At 52.8% G+C, this 14,466-nt stretch carries 15 protein-coding genes; 6 read left to right on the top strand and 9 right to left on the bottom strand.

All coding sequences use genetic code 11. From position 1 onward, the window contains the following. Nucleotides 1–91: 91 nt before the first annotated feature. The 4 genes from ACMHXI_RS19860 to crp all read right to left on the bottom strand — a co-directional run bounded on the left by ACMHXI_RS19860 (nucleotide 92) and on the right by crp (nucleotide 3,145). A complete protein-coding gene (locus tag ACMHXI_RS19860; protein ID WP_025011306.1) occupies nucleotides 92–1,423 on the bottom strand; it encodes an ATP-binding protein in 1,332 nt (443 codons plus the stop codon). Beyond that, a complete protein-coding gene (locus tag ACMHXI_RS19855) occupies nucleotides 1,423–2,097 on the bottom strand; it encodes a response regulator transcription factor (RefSeq protein WP_025011305.1) in 675 nt (224 codons plus the stop codon). Before ACMHXI_RS19855 ends, ACMHXI_RS19860 begins: the two co-directional genes overlap by 1 nt. Then, nucleotides 2,078–2,365, bottom strand: coding sequence for a PepSY domain-containing protein (locus ACMHXI_RS19850; RefSeq protein ID WP_223828894.1), 288 nt, complete (start codon nucleotides 2,363–2,365; stop codon nucleotides 2,078–2,080). The genes ACMHXI_RS19855 and ACMHXI_RS19850 overlap by 20 nt, the downstream gene beginning before the upstream one ends. 144 nt (nucleotides 2,366–2,509) lie before the next feature. After that, on the bottom strand, nucleotides 2,510–3,145 hold the full coding sequence (gene crp, locus ACMHXI_RS19845; protein ID WP_025011303.1) for a cAMP-activated global transcriptional regulator CRP: 636 nt from the start codon (nucleotides 3,143–3,145) through the stop codon (nucleotides 2,510–2,512). A 356-nt stretch (nucleotides 3,146–3,501) separates the two neighbouring features. On the opposite strand from crp, the gene ACMHXI_RS19840 reads away from it, so the two are divergent. Further along, nucleotides 3,502–4,284 carry a tetratricopeptide repeat protein gene (locus ACMHXI_RS19840; RefSeq protein WP_413735951.1) on the top strand — a complete coding sequence of 261 codons (783 nt, stop codon included), beginning with the start codon at nucleotides 3,502–3,504 and terminating at the stop codon, nucleotides 4,282–4,284. Between the two features lie 345 nt (nucleotides 4,285–4,629). Here ACMHXI_RS19840 and ACMHXI_RS19835 read toward each other — a convergent pair whose 3' ends face one another. The 3 genes from ACMHXI_RS19835 to ACMHXI_RS19825 all read right to left on the bottom strand — a co-directional run bounded on the left by ACMHXI_RS19835 (nucleotide 4,630) and on the right by ACMHXI_RS19825 (nucleotide 6,839). After that, the gene (locus ACMHXI_RS19835) at nucleotides 4,630–5,517 is read right to left on the bottom strand and encodes a phosphoribulokinase (RefSeq protein WP_025011301.1); all 888 of its coding nucleotides are present in this window, start codon (nucleotides 5,515–5,517) and stop codon (nucleotides 4,630–4,632) included. 103 nt (nucleotides 5,518–5,620) lie between these two features. Beyond that, on the bottom strand, nucleotides 5,621–5,878 hold the full coding sequence (locus ACMHXI_RS19830; protein ID WP_144161413.1) for a YheU family protein: 258 nt from the start codon (nucleotides 5,876–5,878) through the stop codon (nucleotides 5,621–5,623). Continuing rightward, on the bottom strand, nucleotides 5,862–6,839 hold the full coding sequence (locus tag ACMHXI_RS19825; RefSeq protein WP_044733674.1) for a hydrolase: 978 nt from the start codon (nucleotides 6,837–6,839) through the stop codon (nucleotides 5,862–5,864). Before ACMHXI_RS19825 ends, ACMHXI_RS19830 begins: the two co-directional genes overlap by 17 nt. Before the next feature lie 122 nt (nucleotides 6,840–6,961). Between ACMHXI_RS19825 and ACMHXI_RS19820 the strand changes: the two genes are divergently transcribed. Further along, the gene (locus ACMHXI_RS19820; RefSeq protein ID WP_025011298.1) at nucleotides 6,962–7,468 is read left to right on the top strand and encodes a hypothetical protein; all 507 of its coding nucleotides are present in this window, start codon (nucleotides 6,962–6,964) and stop codon (nucleotides 7,466–7,468) included. 19 nt (nucleotides 7,469–7,487) lie between these two features. Next, nucleotides 7,488–9,101, top strand: a complete 1,614-nt coding sequence (locus tag ACMHXI_RS19815) for a GMC family oxidoreductase N-terminal domain-containing protein (protein ID WP_413735914.1) — start codon at nucleotides 7,488–7,490, stop codon at nucleotides 9,099–9,101. On the opposite strand, the gene ACMHXI_RS19810 is transcribed toward ACMHXI_RS19815, so the two are convergent. Both ACMHXI_RS19810 and ACMHXI_RS19805 read right to left on the bottom strand, forming a co-directional pair. After that, nucleotides 9,061–9,513 carry a DUF2390 domain-containing protein gene (locus ACMHXI_RS19810; RefSeq protein WP_096141983.1) on the bottom strand — a complete coding sequence of 151 codons (453 nt, stop codon included), beginning with the start codon at nucleotides 9,511–9,513 and terminating at the stop codon, nucleotides 9,061–9,063. The two genes, ACMHXI_RS19815 and ACMHXI_RS19810, sit on opposite strands and share 41 nt — an antisense overlap. A 44-nt stretch (nucleotides 9,514–9,557) precedes the next feature. Beyond that, nucleotides 9,558–11,465: an ABC transporter ATP-binding protein gene (locus ACMHXI_RS19805; protein WP_096141982.1), complete on the bottom strand. Its 1,908-nt coding sequence runs from the start codon at nucleotides 11,463–11,465 to the stop codon at nucleotides 9,558–9,560. Nucleotides 11,466–11,793: 328 nt separating this feature from the next. Here ACMHXI_RS19805 and ACMHXI_RS19800 point away from each other — a divergent pair, with 328 nt between their 5' ends. Genes ACMHXI_RS19800 through ACMHXI_RS19790 form a run of 3 tightly spaced genes read left to right on the top strand, consistent with a single transcriptional unit; the run spans nucleotide 11,794 to nucleotide 14,093 of the window. After that, the gene (locus ACMHXI_RS19800) at nucleotides 11,794–13,296 is read left to right on the top strand and encodes a hypothetical protein (RefSeq protein WP_413735912.1); all 1,503 of its coding nucleotides are present in this window, start codon (nucleotides 11,794–11,796) and stop codon (nucleotides 13,294–13,296) included. A gap of 15 nt (nucleotides 13,297–13,311) precedes the next feature. Continuing rightward, nucleotides 13,312–13,758: a deaminase domain-containing protein gene (locus tag ACMHXI_RS19795; RefSeq protein WP_028779713.1), complete on the top strand. Its 447-nt coding sequence runs from the start codon at nucleotides 13,312–13,314 to the stop codon at nucleotides 13,756–13,758. Nucleotides 13,759–13,760: 2 nt separating this feature from the next. Continuing rightward, nucleotides 13,761–14,093 carry an Imm3 family immunity protein gene (locus tag ACMHXI_RS19790; RefSeq protein ID WP_028779714.1) on the top strand — a complete coding sequence of 111 codons (333 nt, stop codon included), beginning with the start codon at nucleotides 13,761–13,763 and terminating at the stop codon, nucleotides 14,091–14,093. Nucleotides 14,094–14,466: the final 373 nt, after the last annotated feature.

Below are 14,466 nucleotides of genomic sequence, written 5' to 3'. Positions count from 1 at the left end.
CCAAGGTTTGACTGTTTGATAATAAAGAACCCAGCCTAGGCTGGGTTCTTTATTTGTGTCTGAGTGACTCTTTGAGGAGCCAGGCTAACCTTCAGGCCTTGAAGGTCAGTGAAACCTTGAGTCCGCCCAGTGCCGGGCTCTTGCAGAAGTCGATATCCAACTGATACTGCTCGGCAATATCCTTGACTATCGACAACCCCAACCCATGACCATTGATCTCTTCATCCAGGCGATTGCCGCGGCGGGTGAGGGTTTGCATGTTTTCCTCTGCCACCCCTGGTCCGTCATCTTCGACGCTGACATACACCAGTCCCTGATGTTGCCACACCCTCACCAACACCTGGCTTGAGGCCCACTTATAGGCGTTGTCCAACAGGTTACCGAGCAGTTCCATGCCGTCTTCTCTGTGGATTGGTAGCCTGGGAATACCATCACTGATATCGAAGCGCCAGCTAATCTGCTTGTGTCTATGCACCTTATCCAGGGTCTGGCACAGGCTCTCCAGATCCCTTGGCAGCACCAACTGTGCCGCCGGCAGCATATCGCCTGTGATCCGCGCCGCCGCCAGTTTACGCTCTATCATCTTGTGGATCTGATCCAGTTGTTGCTCCAGTGCCCTGGCGGTATCGGGATCTTTCAGCCCCAGCGCTTCTACTTGCTGGCGCATCACTGCCAGTGGCGTCTTCAGGCCGTGGCTGAGATTGCCCAGATTGTTGCGGCTGCGCTGAATTTGGTTACTCGTGTATTCGAGTAGCTCGTTGTAGGTTTCGGCCAGAGGTTTGACTTCGGGAGGAATGGTCTCCAGCGACAGCGAGTTGATCTCCCCCTCCCTGAGTTTGGCCAGCGCCTGTTTTATCTGCTTCACCGGCTTAAAGGATTGCCGCAATACCAGAAATATCCCCAGGATCATCGCCAGCAACATGGCCAGGTTGACACTCAGTTTGGTGCCATAAACCTCGGTAAATACCTTGCGCCCTATGCTGAGATCCTGTGCCACCGTCAGGGTGGCATTGATCTTCTTGCTACTTGAGGTCAGCCCCAATGACAACAGTTGAATGTCGTGATTCTGTGGCCCCTTGGTTTGCCAGGCGCGGGTTTGCCCTGGCTCCAATTGCACTATTTCCAGGCGTTGATCCCATAAGGAGCGGGAGCGGATCTCCCGATCCGGCAGATTGAGCTGGTAGTAGCGCCCGGAATAGGCGGGTTTGTAGAAGCCGGAAAGCAGGCTCTGATCTATCAGGATTTCACCGTCATTGAGGTGAGTGGCCAGCGCCACTTGCTCCAGATCTTCCTGCAAGCGGTTGATAATAGAGTCGTGAAATGCCTGGCGCAGCATGGATTCCATAAACGCCAGGCCTATCAGGGTACTCAGTAACACCAGTGCTGTCAGCCACAGGCTCAGCTTGGTGCGGATGGACATCATCAGGATTGGCTGCCGTGAAAGATATAACCTTGGCCGCGACGGGTTTCTATCGCTGTCTTACCCAGTTTCTTGCGCAGATGGGTGACATAGACCTCGACCACATTGCTCTCTTTCTCATCATCAAACTGGTACAGCTTGTCGGTGATCTGTGCCTTGGAAAGCAGCTTCTTGGGCGACATCAAGAAGATCCGCAGCAAGCGAAACTCCATGGCGGTCAGGTCGAAACGTTGACCATTGACAGTCACAGTCTGCTCGGCTTCATCCAGACTGACGCCACCGAAGTTCAATTGCTTGCCGGGCACAGTGGCACGGCCATGGGTGCGGTGGATTATCGCCTGCAGTCTGGCCAGCAGTTCCTGGGTGTGAAAGGGTTTGCCCAGATAGTCGTCGGCACCGGCATTGAAGCCTTCAACCTTTTCATGCCACTGGCTGCGGGCGGTCAGCATAATCACAGGAGTGGTCAGCCCCTGCTGACGCCATTTTTCCAGCAACTGCAAGCCGTTGCCATCGGGCAGGCCGATATCGAGAATGATGCAGTCATACTGGGTTTCTTTGACCAGATAGTCGGCTTCTATGGCTTTGTCGGTCACATCCGTGACATAGCCTGCTTGCTTTAGTTGTTTTGCCAGTTCTTCAACCAGCAGGGCATTATCTTCAACGAGTAGAAGTTTCATTGGGACGACATTCGCTCGGTAATGGGATTAGATCATCGTGTAAACCTGTGCCTGCATTCAGACTCAGACTGACGATATGGCCATGTTCGACTTTTATCTGCAAATCATAACGCCATTCACCCTCTTTCTGATAGAGATGAGCGTCAATCAATTTGCCATGGCACACCCATTGTAGCTGAGAGAGAGTGGCATCCAGGGAGAGGATCGTCCCGGATTTCACTAATTCCTTGGCGATATCGTGATCGGGTTCCAGGTGGGGACTGGCCACTTCAGCCTTTGCAGTGCTCAAAGTCAGGCTAATAAAGCAAATGAAAAATAGCCCTCTCAATTGATGCTCCTGAAAAACAAAAGTGGCCAAGGTTATTACCTTGGCCACTCTATAGAATCAGGCTTAAATCAAGCTGAAGCTGGCTTAGCGGGTACCGTAAACTACTATGGTTTTACCGTGCGCCTGGATCAGGTTCTGCTCTTCCAGCATCTTGAGGATGCGGCCCACGGTTTCGCGGGAGCAGCCAACAATCTGACCGATTTCCTGACGGGTGATCTTGATCTGCATGCCGTCTGGATGTGTCATGGCATCAGGCTGTTTAGCCAGATGCAACAGGGTCTGAGCGATGCGACCGGCCACGTCGAGGAAGGCCAGGTTGCCCACTTTCTGGCTGGTGCTTTGCAGACGGTGTGCCATCTGAGCGGCCAGCTTCATCAGGATCTCAGGGTTAACCTGGATCAGCTGCTTGAACTTCTTGTAAGAGATCTCAGCAATTTCACAGGCTTGCTTGGCGCGAACCCAAGCGGTACGCTCGGCTTGCTCTTCAAACAGACCCAGTTCACCGATAAAGTCGCCCTGATTCAGGTAAGAGAGGATCATTTCCTTACCTTCTTCATCTTTAATCAATACGGCAACAGACCCTTTTACTATGTAATACAGAGTGTCTGAATCTTCACCAGCATGGATCAGAGTGCTTTTGGCTGGATACTTATGAATGTGACAGTGTGATAAAAACCACTCCAAAGTCGGATCTGGTTTTGGCTTACCAATCAGAGCCATGCCTATGTTCCTCGATTGATTAAAACGAAAGTAAGGATATTCTAAATAAGGATTTTACGTCAATATCAAAGAGTAAACTTTGAACCAAGTCTTAGTTTAGACTGAGTGAATCAACGCAATTAAATCGCTAATCTTGGTTATCATTCTGATACTTTAGTGATACATGTCAACCAATACAGATTAAAAGCCCCTGGAATCGCTCCAGTCTGTAGGTTAAATCACATCTTCTTCACCTTGCTCACAATTCGCCAAGCCCATTGAGAGCTACTATTAGCGTTTTATTGGTGGATTGACCTCGACTTTCACGCCGGGTTCGGGCTAATTTATGAGTCTGTATGCATAGATTATCAAAGGGTATCAGAGTGAAATCTCCCTTAATTGCAGCGGCTGCCATGTTGGCCTTGAGTCTGTTCAGCGGACAGTTACAGGCCTTTGCCATTCCCCAGCCAAGCAAGGAAATTGCCGCCAGCAAACTGGCCTATATTCAGCTCAATGCCGCAAATGGTGAAGTGGAAGCTCAGTACCTGCTAGGTTTGATGTATCTCTCCGGCCGCTTCGTTGCCGAGGACAAAATTGCCGGCCTCGCTTGGCTGACCAAGGCTGCCGAAGGGAGCGAAACCAAGGCGCAGCAAACCCTGGCAGACCTGGCATTTGAAGGCAAGTTGATGCAGCGGGATCTGGCGCTGGCCGAGCGTTGGTATCTGCCGTTGGCGGAGCAGGGCAACCATTGGGCCAGGTTCAGACTGGGTTTCCTCTATGCTTCAGGTGGTGAAGGGGTTAACCGCCATTGCGGCAAGGCTGTGGCGTTTTTCAGCTCGGCCGGTGATGACATCTCTCTTGGTAATGCCGCCTGGATCCTGGCCACTTGCCCCGAAGCCAAGTACCGCGATGGTGGTCGGGCGTTGGCGCTTGCCAAGCAACTACTGGAAGACAACAATCAGGACCCCACCAATCTCGATAACTTGGCGGCAGCTTACGCCGAATTAGGGGATTTTACCGCCGCGGTGGCGACTCAGCAGCAGGCCATTGCAGCGCTGGAGCAGTCGCAGGATCTCAGTAAGGCGCTTGAATTCCGGCAGCGGCTGGAGAGTTATCGCAGCCACAAGCCTTACCGTGAAGTGGTGCCCTTGATGGAATAACGCCCGTTGTGAATGCTTCAAGCCGATACGGATAATCCCTTTGCTGAACGCTGGGATTTTGGCTGTAGTTTTAGCTGTGATTGATTGTGTTTGCGTCAGAGGAAGAAACTGACGCTTGCATGGAGAGTACGAATTCGGGCAATAAAAAATGCCCATTATGGGCATCTAAAATAGGGTAGGTTGTTGACATACTCGAGGGAACAAACAGATCAAGATGGGGGAATCTATCCCCAAGAGTATGTCAACCATCAGTATTTCGCCTGAAATCCCGATGACTGTAATTTACCCCTTTAGACTTAAATCAAACTTAATCGAGTCTGAAGCCAAAATTTATCTGCATCCAGCCTATTCAATATCCTGCTCCAGCAGGGCTTGGCGCTTATCCATCAGGTCTTTGATCAGCGGTGTCAGAATAAGCTCCATCGCCAGTGACATCTTGCCTCCCGGCACGACCAGGGTGTTAACCCTGGACATAAAAGCCCCCTGGATCATCTTCAAATAATAGGGGAAGTCGACATTGTTGATGCCGCGAAAGCGGATCACCACAAAGCTTTCGTCCAGGCTGGGAATATCCTTGGCGCTGAAGGGGTTGGAGGTATCTACCGTGGGAACCCGCTGAAAATTGATATGAGTGCGGGAGAATTGCGGCGTCATATGATTGATATAGTCGTCCATCGAACGCACGATTGAGCCCATCACTTTTTCACGGGTATGGCCGCGCTCAGAGGTATCGCGAATGATCTTCTGGATCCACTCCAGGTTGACTATGGGTACCATGCCAATCAAGAGATCCACGTGCTGGGCAACATTGCTTTCGCCGGTCACTACACCGCCGTGCAGCCCCTCGTAGTAGAGCATATCCGTGTCTTCCGGCAGCGGTCGCCACTGAGTAAAGGTACCCGGCATCTGGTTGTAAGGCACGGCTTCATCGAAGGTATGCAGGTAGGAGCGGGTTTCCCCTTGCCCCGTGCCGGCATAGTCGGAAAAACACTTCTCCAGACGGGCAAAGTCATTGGCTTCCGGGCCAAAATAGCTGATGTTGCGGTTTTCGGCCTTGGCCTTGCGGATCATCACTTCCATTTCGGCGCGGGTATAGTGGTGAAAGCTGTCCCCTTCCACCATGGCCGCATTGATCCCCAGTTGTCTGAAGATGTGACTGAAGGCGGTTGTGGTAGTCGTGGTTCCGGCACCCGATGAACCTGTCACTGCGATAATTGGATGTTTTGCAGACATTTTTCCTACCTGTTTCAAAGAACTTGGGCTGCGGGCCGACGCTGTGGTTATCTGACCCGTTAACCTTTAGTTAACTACTTATAAAGGAATGCAGGGGGACGGGTCAATCGTCGACAAGTGGGGTACGCCGCATGATCTCCTCGCGGGAGCGGATGGCAACAGACTCGTCATCTTCGCTGAATTCTACCAGTAAATGGCCGCTCTCGAGCGCCAGGCGGCACTTGCCGATGGCCTGCTCCAACGCCTTGTCACCCAGGGCATCGAAACTGCCGTCTTCCACCTGGGAAAGCAGGTATTCCTTAATCAGGTTATCCAGGGTTTCCTTGGGCAGTTGCAGCAGGTATTCATAGGGTATCAGCATGGGTTGACTCCGTCAGATAACGCAGCAATCGCTGCTCCAGATAATAGCGTGGCTGCCACGGTGTGCCGCCCTCGATAAAGCCCACATGGCCGCCATTGGCATGCAGCTCATATTCGACGCAGGCGGGCAGATGCTCCAATGAAGGGATTACGGCGTCAGTCATAAAAGGGTCGTCTGCTGCATGCAGTATCAGGGTCGGTTTGGCTATCTTACCCAATAAAGGCAAGGCGCTGGCCCTTTGATAATAGTCATCGACACCGTTGAAACCGTGCAGCGGTGCAGTCACCTGATGGTCAAAATCATAAAAGGTGTTCAGCCGTTTGATGGCTTCACCATTCAGCGGCAACTGGCTGTTGCCCCGCTCGAGTTTCAGCAGCATTTTTTGCTGCAATTGGCGGATAAGATAACTTTGATAAACTTTGGAGAAGCCTTTCTCCAACCGCTTGGCACAGGATGCCAGCGCCAGCGGTGCCGATACCACGGCGGCGCGGCTGAGCAGGCTTTTATCTGCAAATTCTCCCTGGTACTTGGCCAGTACATTGCCGCCGAGACTGTAACCTACCGCCAGCAGAGGCGAATGGGGATAGCGCTGCTTCAGGGTTTGCAGGCTATGGCTGATATCGGCCGTATCACCACTGTGGTAACTGCGCGCCAGGCGATTGTCTTCACCCGAGCAGCCTCTGTGATGGTGCACTACGGCTGCCAGCTCCTGCTTCTGACACTCGCGCAGCAGGCGGCGGATATAGTGGGAGTCGGCGCTGCCTTCCAGCCCGTGCAGTATTACCAACAAGGGCTTACCCGGGATTGGCGTCTTGAGCCAGTCGAGGTCGATAAAGTCGCCATCCTCCAGCTCCAGCCGTTCACGCCGCAGTGGTAGCCCTGCCACCTTGGTCAAAACAGGTATGATCGTTTGGAAATGGGGGCTCCTGGCCCACCAGGGCGGACGAAAACTACTGCTCATGGGATCTCGCTTGCGAAATGGCCTATTGCCGTGGGCACTTTGCTGTGGTTAATTGGTTATTGGCAGGATTGTAACACAGATGTCAGCACAGCTGAGTGCAGGGGAATGACAGGAGGACAGGCATGCAAAGACGGCAGTTTCTGCTTTGGGCTTTGGGGGGAACCAGTGCATTGGCATTGGGTGTCAGCCTCTATGAGGAGGAGGAAATCGCCAACCTGAGTGAGCATGAAAAGCCCCATGACCTTCTGCTTGGTGCCTTGATCCCCGTGTTGCTGGAAGGGGCATTGCCGGAGATTAACAAACATAGAAGCAGTGCCATCAATCGCACGCTGGATGCGGTCAATCAAACCCTGAAATGGCTACCTAAGGCCCAGCGTCAGGAGTTGGAACAACTGCTCGACATCCTGGAGAACCGCTTTGGTTTACTCTTGCTGAGTGGCAGCATGACGCCTCTGATGCTGCGCAGCCCCAATGAATTGGTCGAGATGCTGGAATCCTGGCGCAGCTCTTGGATGGAGCTGCTGCAACAAGCTTATCTCGGTCTCAGAGAGTTGTTGATGGCAAGCTATTATGCCTGCCCTGAGCATTGGGACAGACTCAACTATAACAAGCCAAAACTGGCACTCTGATACCCGACTGGAGACACATTTGCCGATAGCTGATCCCATTTTGGCCGGGCTGGCCGCAGGTTGGAAACATACAGATGGAGCCTCTTTGACCGAGGATCTTGAACTGGAGACGGATGTTGTCATCATAGGCACAGGTGCCGGCGGTGGCACGGCGGCTGAAGTATTGACTCAGGCGGGGCTCAGAGTCTTGCTGTTGGAGGCCGGGCCGCTCAAGTCATCCCCTGACTTTGTCATGGAGGAGCGCCGCGCCTATCCAGAACTCTACCAGCAAGCGGCGGCCATGAAGACCCAGGATAAGGGGATCAGTATTTTCCAGGGTAAGTCGGTCGGCGGCTCCACCACAGTCAACTGGACTACTTCGATTCGCACCCCCAAAGCCACTTTGGATTATTGGCAAAGCCTTGGGGTTAAAGGTTTGTCCCGCAGCGAGCTGGATCCCTGGTTCGACAAGATGGAGCAAAGGCTCAATATCAGTCGCTGGCCGATAGATCCCAACCGCAACAACCAGGCCCTCAGGGATGGCTGTGTCGCGCTTGGCTGGGACTACACAGTTATCAAACGCAATGTGCTGGGCTGCTGGAACACGGGGTACTGCGGTATGGGTTGCCCGGTGAATGCCAAGCAATCCATGCTGGTCACCACAATACCGGCTGCCCTGAATGCCGGAGCAGAGTTATACAGCCATGTTCGCGCCGAGCGCTTCGAGCATCATGGTGAGCGGGTTTTTGCCCTCAGAGCCGAGGCGCTCGATGGCTATAACAAGCCCACTGGAGTCAAATTGATGATCCGCGCCCGTCATTATGTGGTGGCGGCTGGGGCAATCCACACTCCGGCATTACTGCTGCGTTCACAAATGACAGATCCCTATCAGCGCCTCGGCAAGCAGACCTGTTTACACCCAACCGTGCTCAGTGGCGCCCGCTTTCGGGAGGCAATCAATGCCCACTCCGGGGCACCGCAGTCGATATATTCGGATCAGTTTGTTTGGCAAGATGGGGCCACTGGTCAACCAGGATATAAGCTGGAGGTACCGCCGGTACATCCTGTGCTTATCGCCTCCAAAACTCTGGGCTATGGGCCACAGCATGCCGAGCTGATGTCCTGGTTCAATCATCTGCAGGTCACCATAGCCCTGATCCGGGATGGCTTTTCGCCGGAATTGCCCGGTGGCCAGGTATTGCTGACAGATAAAGGCACTGCCCTGGATTACCCTCTGACGCCGGCCTTGTTTGCCGCCGCCAGAAGGGCCTTTGCCTGCATGGCCGAGCTGCAGTTTGCCGCAGGCGCCGAGCAGGTTATGCCCATCAATGAGGGCGCCGGAATTTTGTCCTCCTGGCAAGAGGCCAAACAGGTTATTGCCGACATGCCGCTGGCGCCACTGAAGACCATAGTGGCTTCGGCGCATGTGATGGGTGGCTGCGCCATGGGGGAAGACAGGCAGTTATCCTGGGTGAGCAGCGAAGGCCAGGCGCATTACTACAGCAATCTGTCGGTGATGGATGGCTCTGTATTCCCCAGCAGTTTGGGAGCCAATCCACAGCTGAGTATCTATGGTTTGACTGCGCGCAACGCCAGCTTGCTGGCCCGGAGGCTCAAGCCTGAGCCAGCAGAGCAGGATGTTGCTGAGGGCTGAGGTTGAACTGTGCCAGATAGGTACTGAGATTGTGTTGCTTGTCTTCAGTGACGCTGCGAGGCAGGCCATTGAGTTTGTGCAATATCAGCTGCTGCCCTCTGCGTTCCATCATCAGCTCGACATCCAACATCTGTTGGTACTCGGCTTGTCCCAGGTTGGGTTTGGCCAAGCGTCTCAGCCGCCGATAGGGGCGCAGAATGCCGCTTTCCCACTGCTCAACTTCGCTGTGGAGCTGGGACCATGATCCCTGGTTGAGGCTAACGCCTTTGTTGTCCAGAGTCAGCGCCAGCAGCAAGAGGTTGACTATCAGGCCGTGTTCGTCCTGCAGTTTTATCAGCAGGCTTTCCAGCGCCGGGTAAAGTGTTTCACATTCCTGCCAAAGACTAGAGGTAAACAGACTCGTATGTGGCACGCTTTTCTCCTTGCTTGCAATCTCAACACCCGGGTTTCCCCGGCTCAAAGGCCTGACTCGGCTTCGATGGTGTCTATCTCTTCCTGAAGTTCCAACCAGTTCATTTCACTCTCTTCCAGCGCCTGCGAAAGTTGGGTGCGCTCGGCGAGGATCTCCGTCAGTTTGGGCTTTTGCTCGGCCTCGTAGAGAGAAGTATCCGCCAGCAGATTTTCCAGCTCCGCCAATCTGTCGGTAGCCTGGCTTTGCTCGGCTTCCAGTTTGGCCTGACGTTTCTTCAGCGGCGATAGTTTTTGCCTCAATTCAGCTTCCAGACGCTTTTGCAGCTTCTTGTCCTGGGCCGGTGAGGCTTCGTCAACCTGAGACATACATGCCGTTGCGGCTTTGGCGGCATCCAGCAACCACTGGTGATAGTCATCCAGATCGCCATCGAACATCCGCACTTCGCCGCCATCGACCAGGTAATAGTCGTTGCAGGTGAGTCTCAGCAGGTGACGGTCGTGGGACACTATCACCATGGCGCCTTCAAAGCCCTGCAGCGCTACGGTCAGGGCGTGGCGCATCTCCAGATCCAGGTGGTTGGTGGGCTCATCGAGCAGCAATAGATTGGGGCGTTGCCAAACCAGCAGCGCCAGCACCAGACGGGCCTTTTCACCACCGGAGAAGGGACGCACTTGGGCAAGTGCCATATCGCCCTGGAACCCAAAACCACCGAGGAAGTCTCTCAACTCCTGTTCGCGGGCATTGGGGGCCAGGCGCTGCAGATGCTGCAGCGGGGTATCATCCAGCTGTAGAAACTCTATCTGATGCTGGGCAAAGTAGCCGATATTGAGCCCGGGATTGGGCTCGTACAGGCCGCGCATGGGCGAGAGTTGCTCAGACAGCAACTTAATCAGGGTGGACTTACCGGCACCGTTGCGCCCCAGCAAACCGATGCGGGCGCCGGGTACCAGATTGAGATGCACCTTGTTGAGAATAGCCTTGTCGCCGTAGCCAACCGACACATCTTCCATCTTCACCAAGGGGTTGGGCAGCGCATCCGGCTCGCGAAACTCCATATAGAAAGGGCTGTCGGCCTTGGAAGGCATCAACTCAGTCATCCTTTCCAGTGCTTTCAGGCGGCTTTGGGCCTGTTTGGCCTTACTGGCCTTGTAACGGAAGCGGTCCACAAAAGACTGCATGTGCGCACGCTCTCGCTGCTGGCGTTCATAGGCCACCTGTTGCTGGGCCATACGCTCGGCGCGAGTGTGTTCAAAGGCGCTGTAGTTACCCTTGTAGAAGTTGAGTTTCTGGTGTTCCACATGGACGATTTCGTCCACTATGGCATCGATAAAGTCACGGTCGTGGCTGATCAGCACCAGCGTACCCTGATAGGATTTAATCCAACCCTCCAGCCAGTACATGGTATCCAGATCCAGGTGGTTGGTGGGTTCATCGAGCAGCAATAATTCCGAGCGACACAGCAGTGCCTGCGCCAGATTGAGACGCATCCGCCAGCCGCCGGAGAAACTCTTCACCGGATGGCTCTGCTGGGCCTCGGTAAAGCCAAGACCTGCCAGTAGGGTACCGGCACGGGCGCGTATGCTGTAGCCGCCTACGGCATCAAGCTTGCCGTGCAGTTCGGCTATCCTGTGGCCATTATCCTCTGCTTCAGCTTTCGCCAGCTGGGTTTCGAGCTCGCGAAACTCACGATCGCCATCGAGCACATATTCCAGTGCCGATACCTCCAGCGCCGGGGTTTCCTGGGCGACAGTTGCAATGCGCCACTGGGATGGCACGCTGATCTCGCCTTTGTCCAGGTGTAGTTGCCCTAAAATCAGGGCCAGCAATGAGGACTTGCCCGTACCGTTGGCGCCGACTAATCCCACCTTGTGGCCGGGATAAATAGTCAATGAGGCCTCGTCAAGCAAGGTCTTGGTGCCACGGATCAACTGGGCATCGGAAATGGTGATCATGAATACTGCTTTGGAATACGCTGAATTTATGGGGCCAGATGATAGCCCAGAACCCCGGCCTCAGGCTATAGCAGCAACACTTTGCTGTGAGCTGGCACCTGGGTAAAAGTAGTTCATCATTTCGAATGAAAGACTCCCCTCAAAAGTATAGTTTTACGGCTAACGACGCGAAAAATATCGGAAAAAGCCAAAGTTTCAGATATTTCTGAGCTGCTTTTTGTAAAAACTTGCAGTACCATCCAGGCGCGCTCAAAAAAGCGCCACAGGAAACAAGGAGTTTTACCAAGGGGTAACCTAATTACCTTGGGGCAGACAGGGAGAGTCGTAGATGGGCGTAATCCGCGTAGTCAGCATGGCTGAGTTGCATCTCAGCGATGCCGGGCAGATTGAGGCCAACTGGCAAAGCTTGAGCAATGAACAGCTTGTATCTTTGGCGCCGTCCGGGCGCTCGCTCGAGCAGCTCAAGCGGGAACTGGCCGATGGCAGCAGAGTGATCCTCAGTGATACTCCAATCTTGCCACTATTTCGTTATCAATCAGGCGAGTGGATTACCAACATTCAAGAAGGTATTTCCCCTCACGCCGTTAATCAGATCCAAAAGCGTTTTGCCTCTGCAGGCAGCAGTGCTCACTTTAAGACATCCACCGGCAGCCTGGCCCCGGCCATCGAACCTGTTTACAGCCCGGATCCCAGCCTTACTCAGATTGCGCCCACCACGGCGCCAACGGCCAAAATCAGCCCCAAGTTCGCTCAAGCCAGACGCAGGTTGGAGTTGGAACTGGTTTACGATGACGAAGAGGAGACGGCGGCCGGTAAGGTGCCCTATAGAGTCGAATTCAGTGATGGTTCGCAAAAGAGCGGGGTATTGAATGCCAAGGGCTGGGCCTGCCTGGAAGATTGCCCCAACGGGGAAGCCACAGTGATCTTCGGCGATGAGGCTGAGCGCCAAAGTGCAGAGCAAAGGTTACCCGGCCTCTACCGTCAGTTGGCGGCGTCGCTGGACACTGCGGCAGCGGAAATGGCCAAGAAAAGCGAACAGTTGGCCGCTCAGGCGGATGTTCAGCAAATCAGTGACAGCTTCAGGCAAAAAGTGGATGCACAGCTGGCGGAGCTGACGGCTCAGCGAGAGCAGTTCAACCAACAGCAAATCTGGCAACAAGCCTTGCAGACTGGCCAGGCTTACACACAGGGGCTAAGTCAGGGAACAGCCAGCTTCATGGACGATTTGCTGGATTTCAGCGGCTTGATGGCATTCCTCGAGGAAGCAGAGATAAGTCTTTCTTTGTTGCTCGAGGCGATAATGACAGGCGATGTCGATGCTCTGGAGGCCAAACTGGCCCAATGGCGTGCCCGCGGTGAAAATGGCTTGAAGGCCAGCGGTGAGGCGATGGAAATGCTGATCTTGCTGTTAAAAGATGAGTATGTCCGGGCCTTATTGCAATCACTGCCACTGCGTTATCTCGACGCCCTTCCCAAAGATAAGCTGGCCGAAATAACCGGTTATATACATAGCCGGGTCAGTTTGGATGGCATGTTGGAGATGTCTCTTGTCCTGCTTGCGGCGCTGGTTGGCAGCGTCTTTGGGGTGATCCTGATGTTTCTTGTTGTGACAAAGAAACGGGCCAGCAGGATTATCAGCCCGGCCAGCAGCGTATTGGAAGATATCGCCAAGGCCCAAAAGGCGATTCGGAACGACCATGCAGTTCAAACTTATATCGGGAAACACCAGACTCCACTGAATAGTAAGGCATCAGAGGGTGATGTTGACACTCCCCAGAAAAGTCGGAAGAATGCGGATAAAGATGTTCCAAACAGGCAAGTGTTGACTTAGTCTGAAAGACTAAACATCCAAAAGGCGCTACAAACCCGAGTTGAAGATATTCGTGCTGAGCTACCTAAAAAGCTTCAAGGTAGCGGCAATGTTGGAGTTGCTCAGCTTGATATTCCAGGATTGCCAATAGAGTTGAAGGCTCATAGTCGTATTAACTATCCAACCGATAAGGGCGCTGATGGGTTTGTGCATTTAGCTGATGAATCTGATTGGATTTTTAAACCGAAGGCAGTCGATCCCGACAATGTTAGAGTGGGTACGCCAGACGCGTATACAAGACAATGGGATACGGAGTTTAAGATCTTGAACGATGTGGCTTTAAGGCTTGGAAATAATCGAAATGCAACAGGCTCAATAAACCTGTTTACAGAAAGGTTAACTTGTACCAGTTGCACTGATGTTATTTTCGATTTTAAAGCTCGTTATCCTAATATTCAGCTAAACGTGTTTGCGGGGGAATAATTATGGACAAATGGTCATACGAAGAACTTCAAGAATTTATCCATGAGGATATTGAAGAGTTTATGCGCGATGGGCTCGATATTCGACAAGCTTCTTCACGTGTACAGGTTGAGTATGCGAAGTCAATTGAGAGTGGTGAGCTAGAAAAGCTAATTATTTATATGGTTTTGTGTGAAGAAGGCCTAATGCATGGATTTCTCAGGGATGATATCAAGGAGCAAACTCTAGAATTGTTAGAGCGGATTAATCTTGAACGGTGTGATCAACAACTTAGTGATGATGAACAGTGTAGGTTAAGAGATGATATGAATCGAATATCTTCTCTTCTTGCATAAAGCGAACCCGACAGTGGCGGGTATGTTGTTCCAAACAAGTTTGGTGAAATCTACTCTAAGGCACCAGCGGCAAAATTAGAGATTGATACAATGGCGGACGAGATTGCTGATATGTTTGGTGGTCAAGTTGCGAAAGCACCCCAATTAAATCTCAAGAAAGAGCTATCCAAAAAATCATGAATCACTATGGTGGAGATGCTTCGAGCTAAAAAAAACATAAAAAAAACAGTGAAAAAAATAAAAAAAACAGGACAGCCATATCTTTTTGATGTTTCGCACAGCCTTGACTAGGCTTTGAAATACCCATCAAAGCTCAGTCGAGGTTGGTTATGACCACTGCCCGTCGCCAGTTGATAGATGCTGAAAGTACGCC

This window comes from Shewanella sp. BJSY2023SW005 (genome assembly GCF_047314585.1).
Classification (GTDB): Bacteria; Pseudomonadota; Gammaproteobacteria; order Enterobacterales; family Shewanellaceae; genus Shewanella; species Shewanella algae.
The sequence above is the reverse complement of the archived record's forward strand: the minus strand, read 5'-3'. Positions and strand labels throughout refer to the sequence as shown.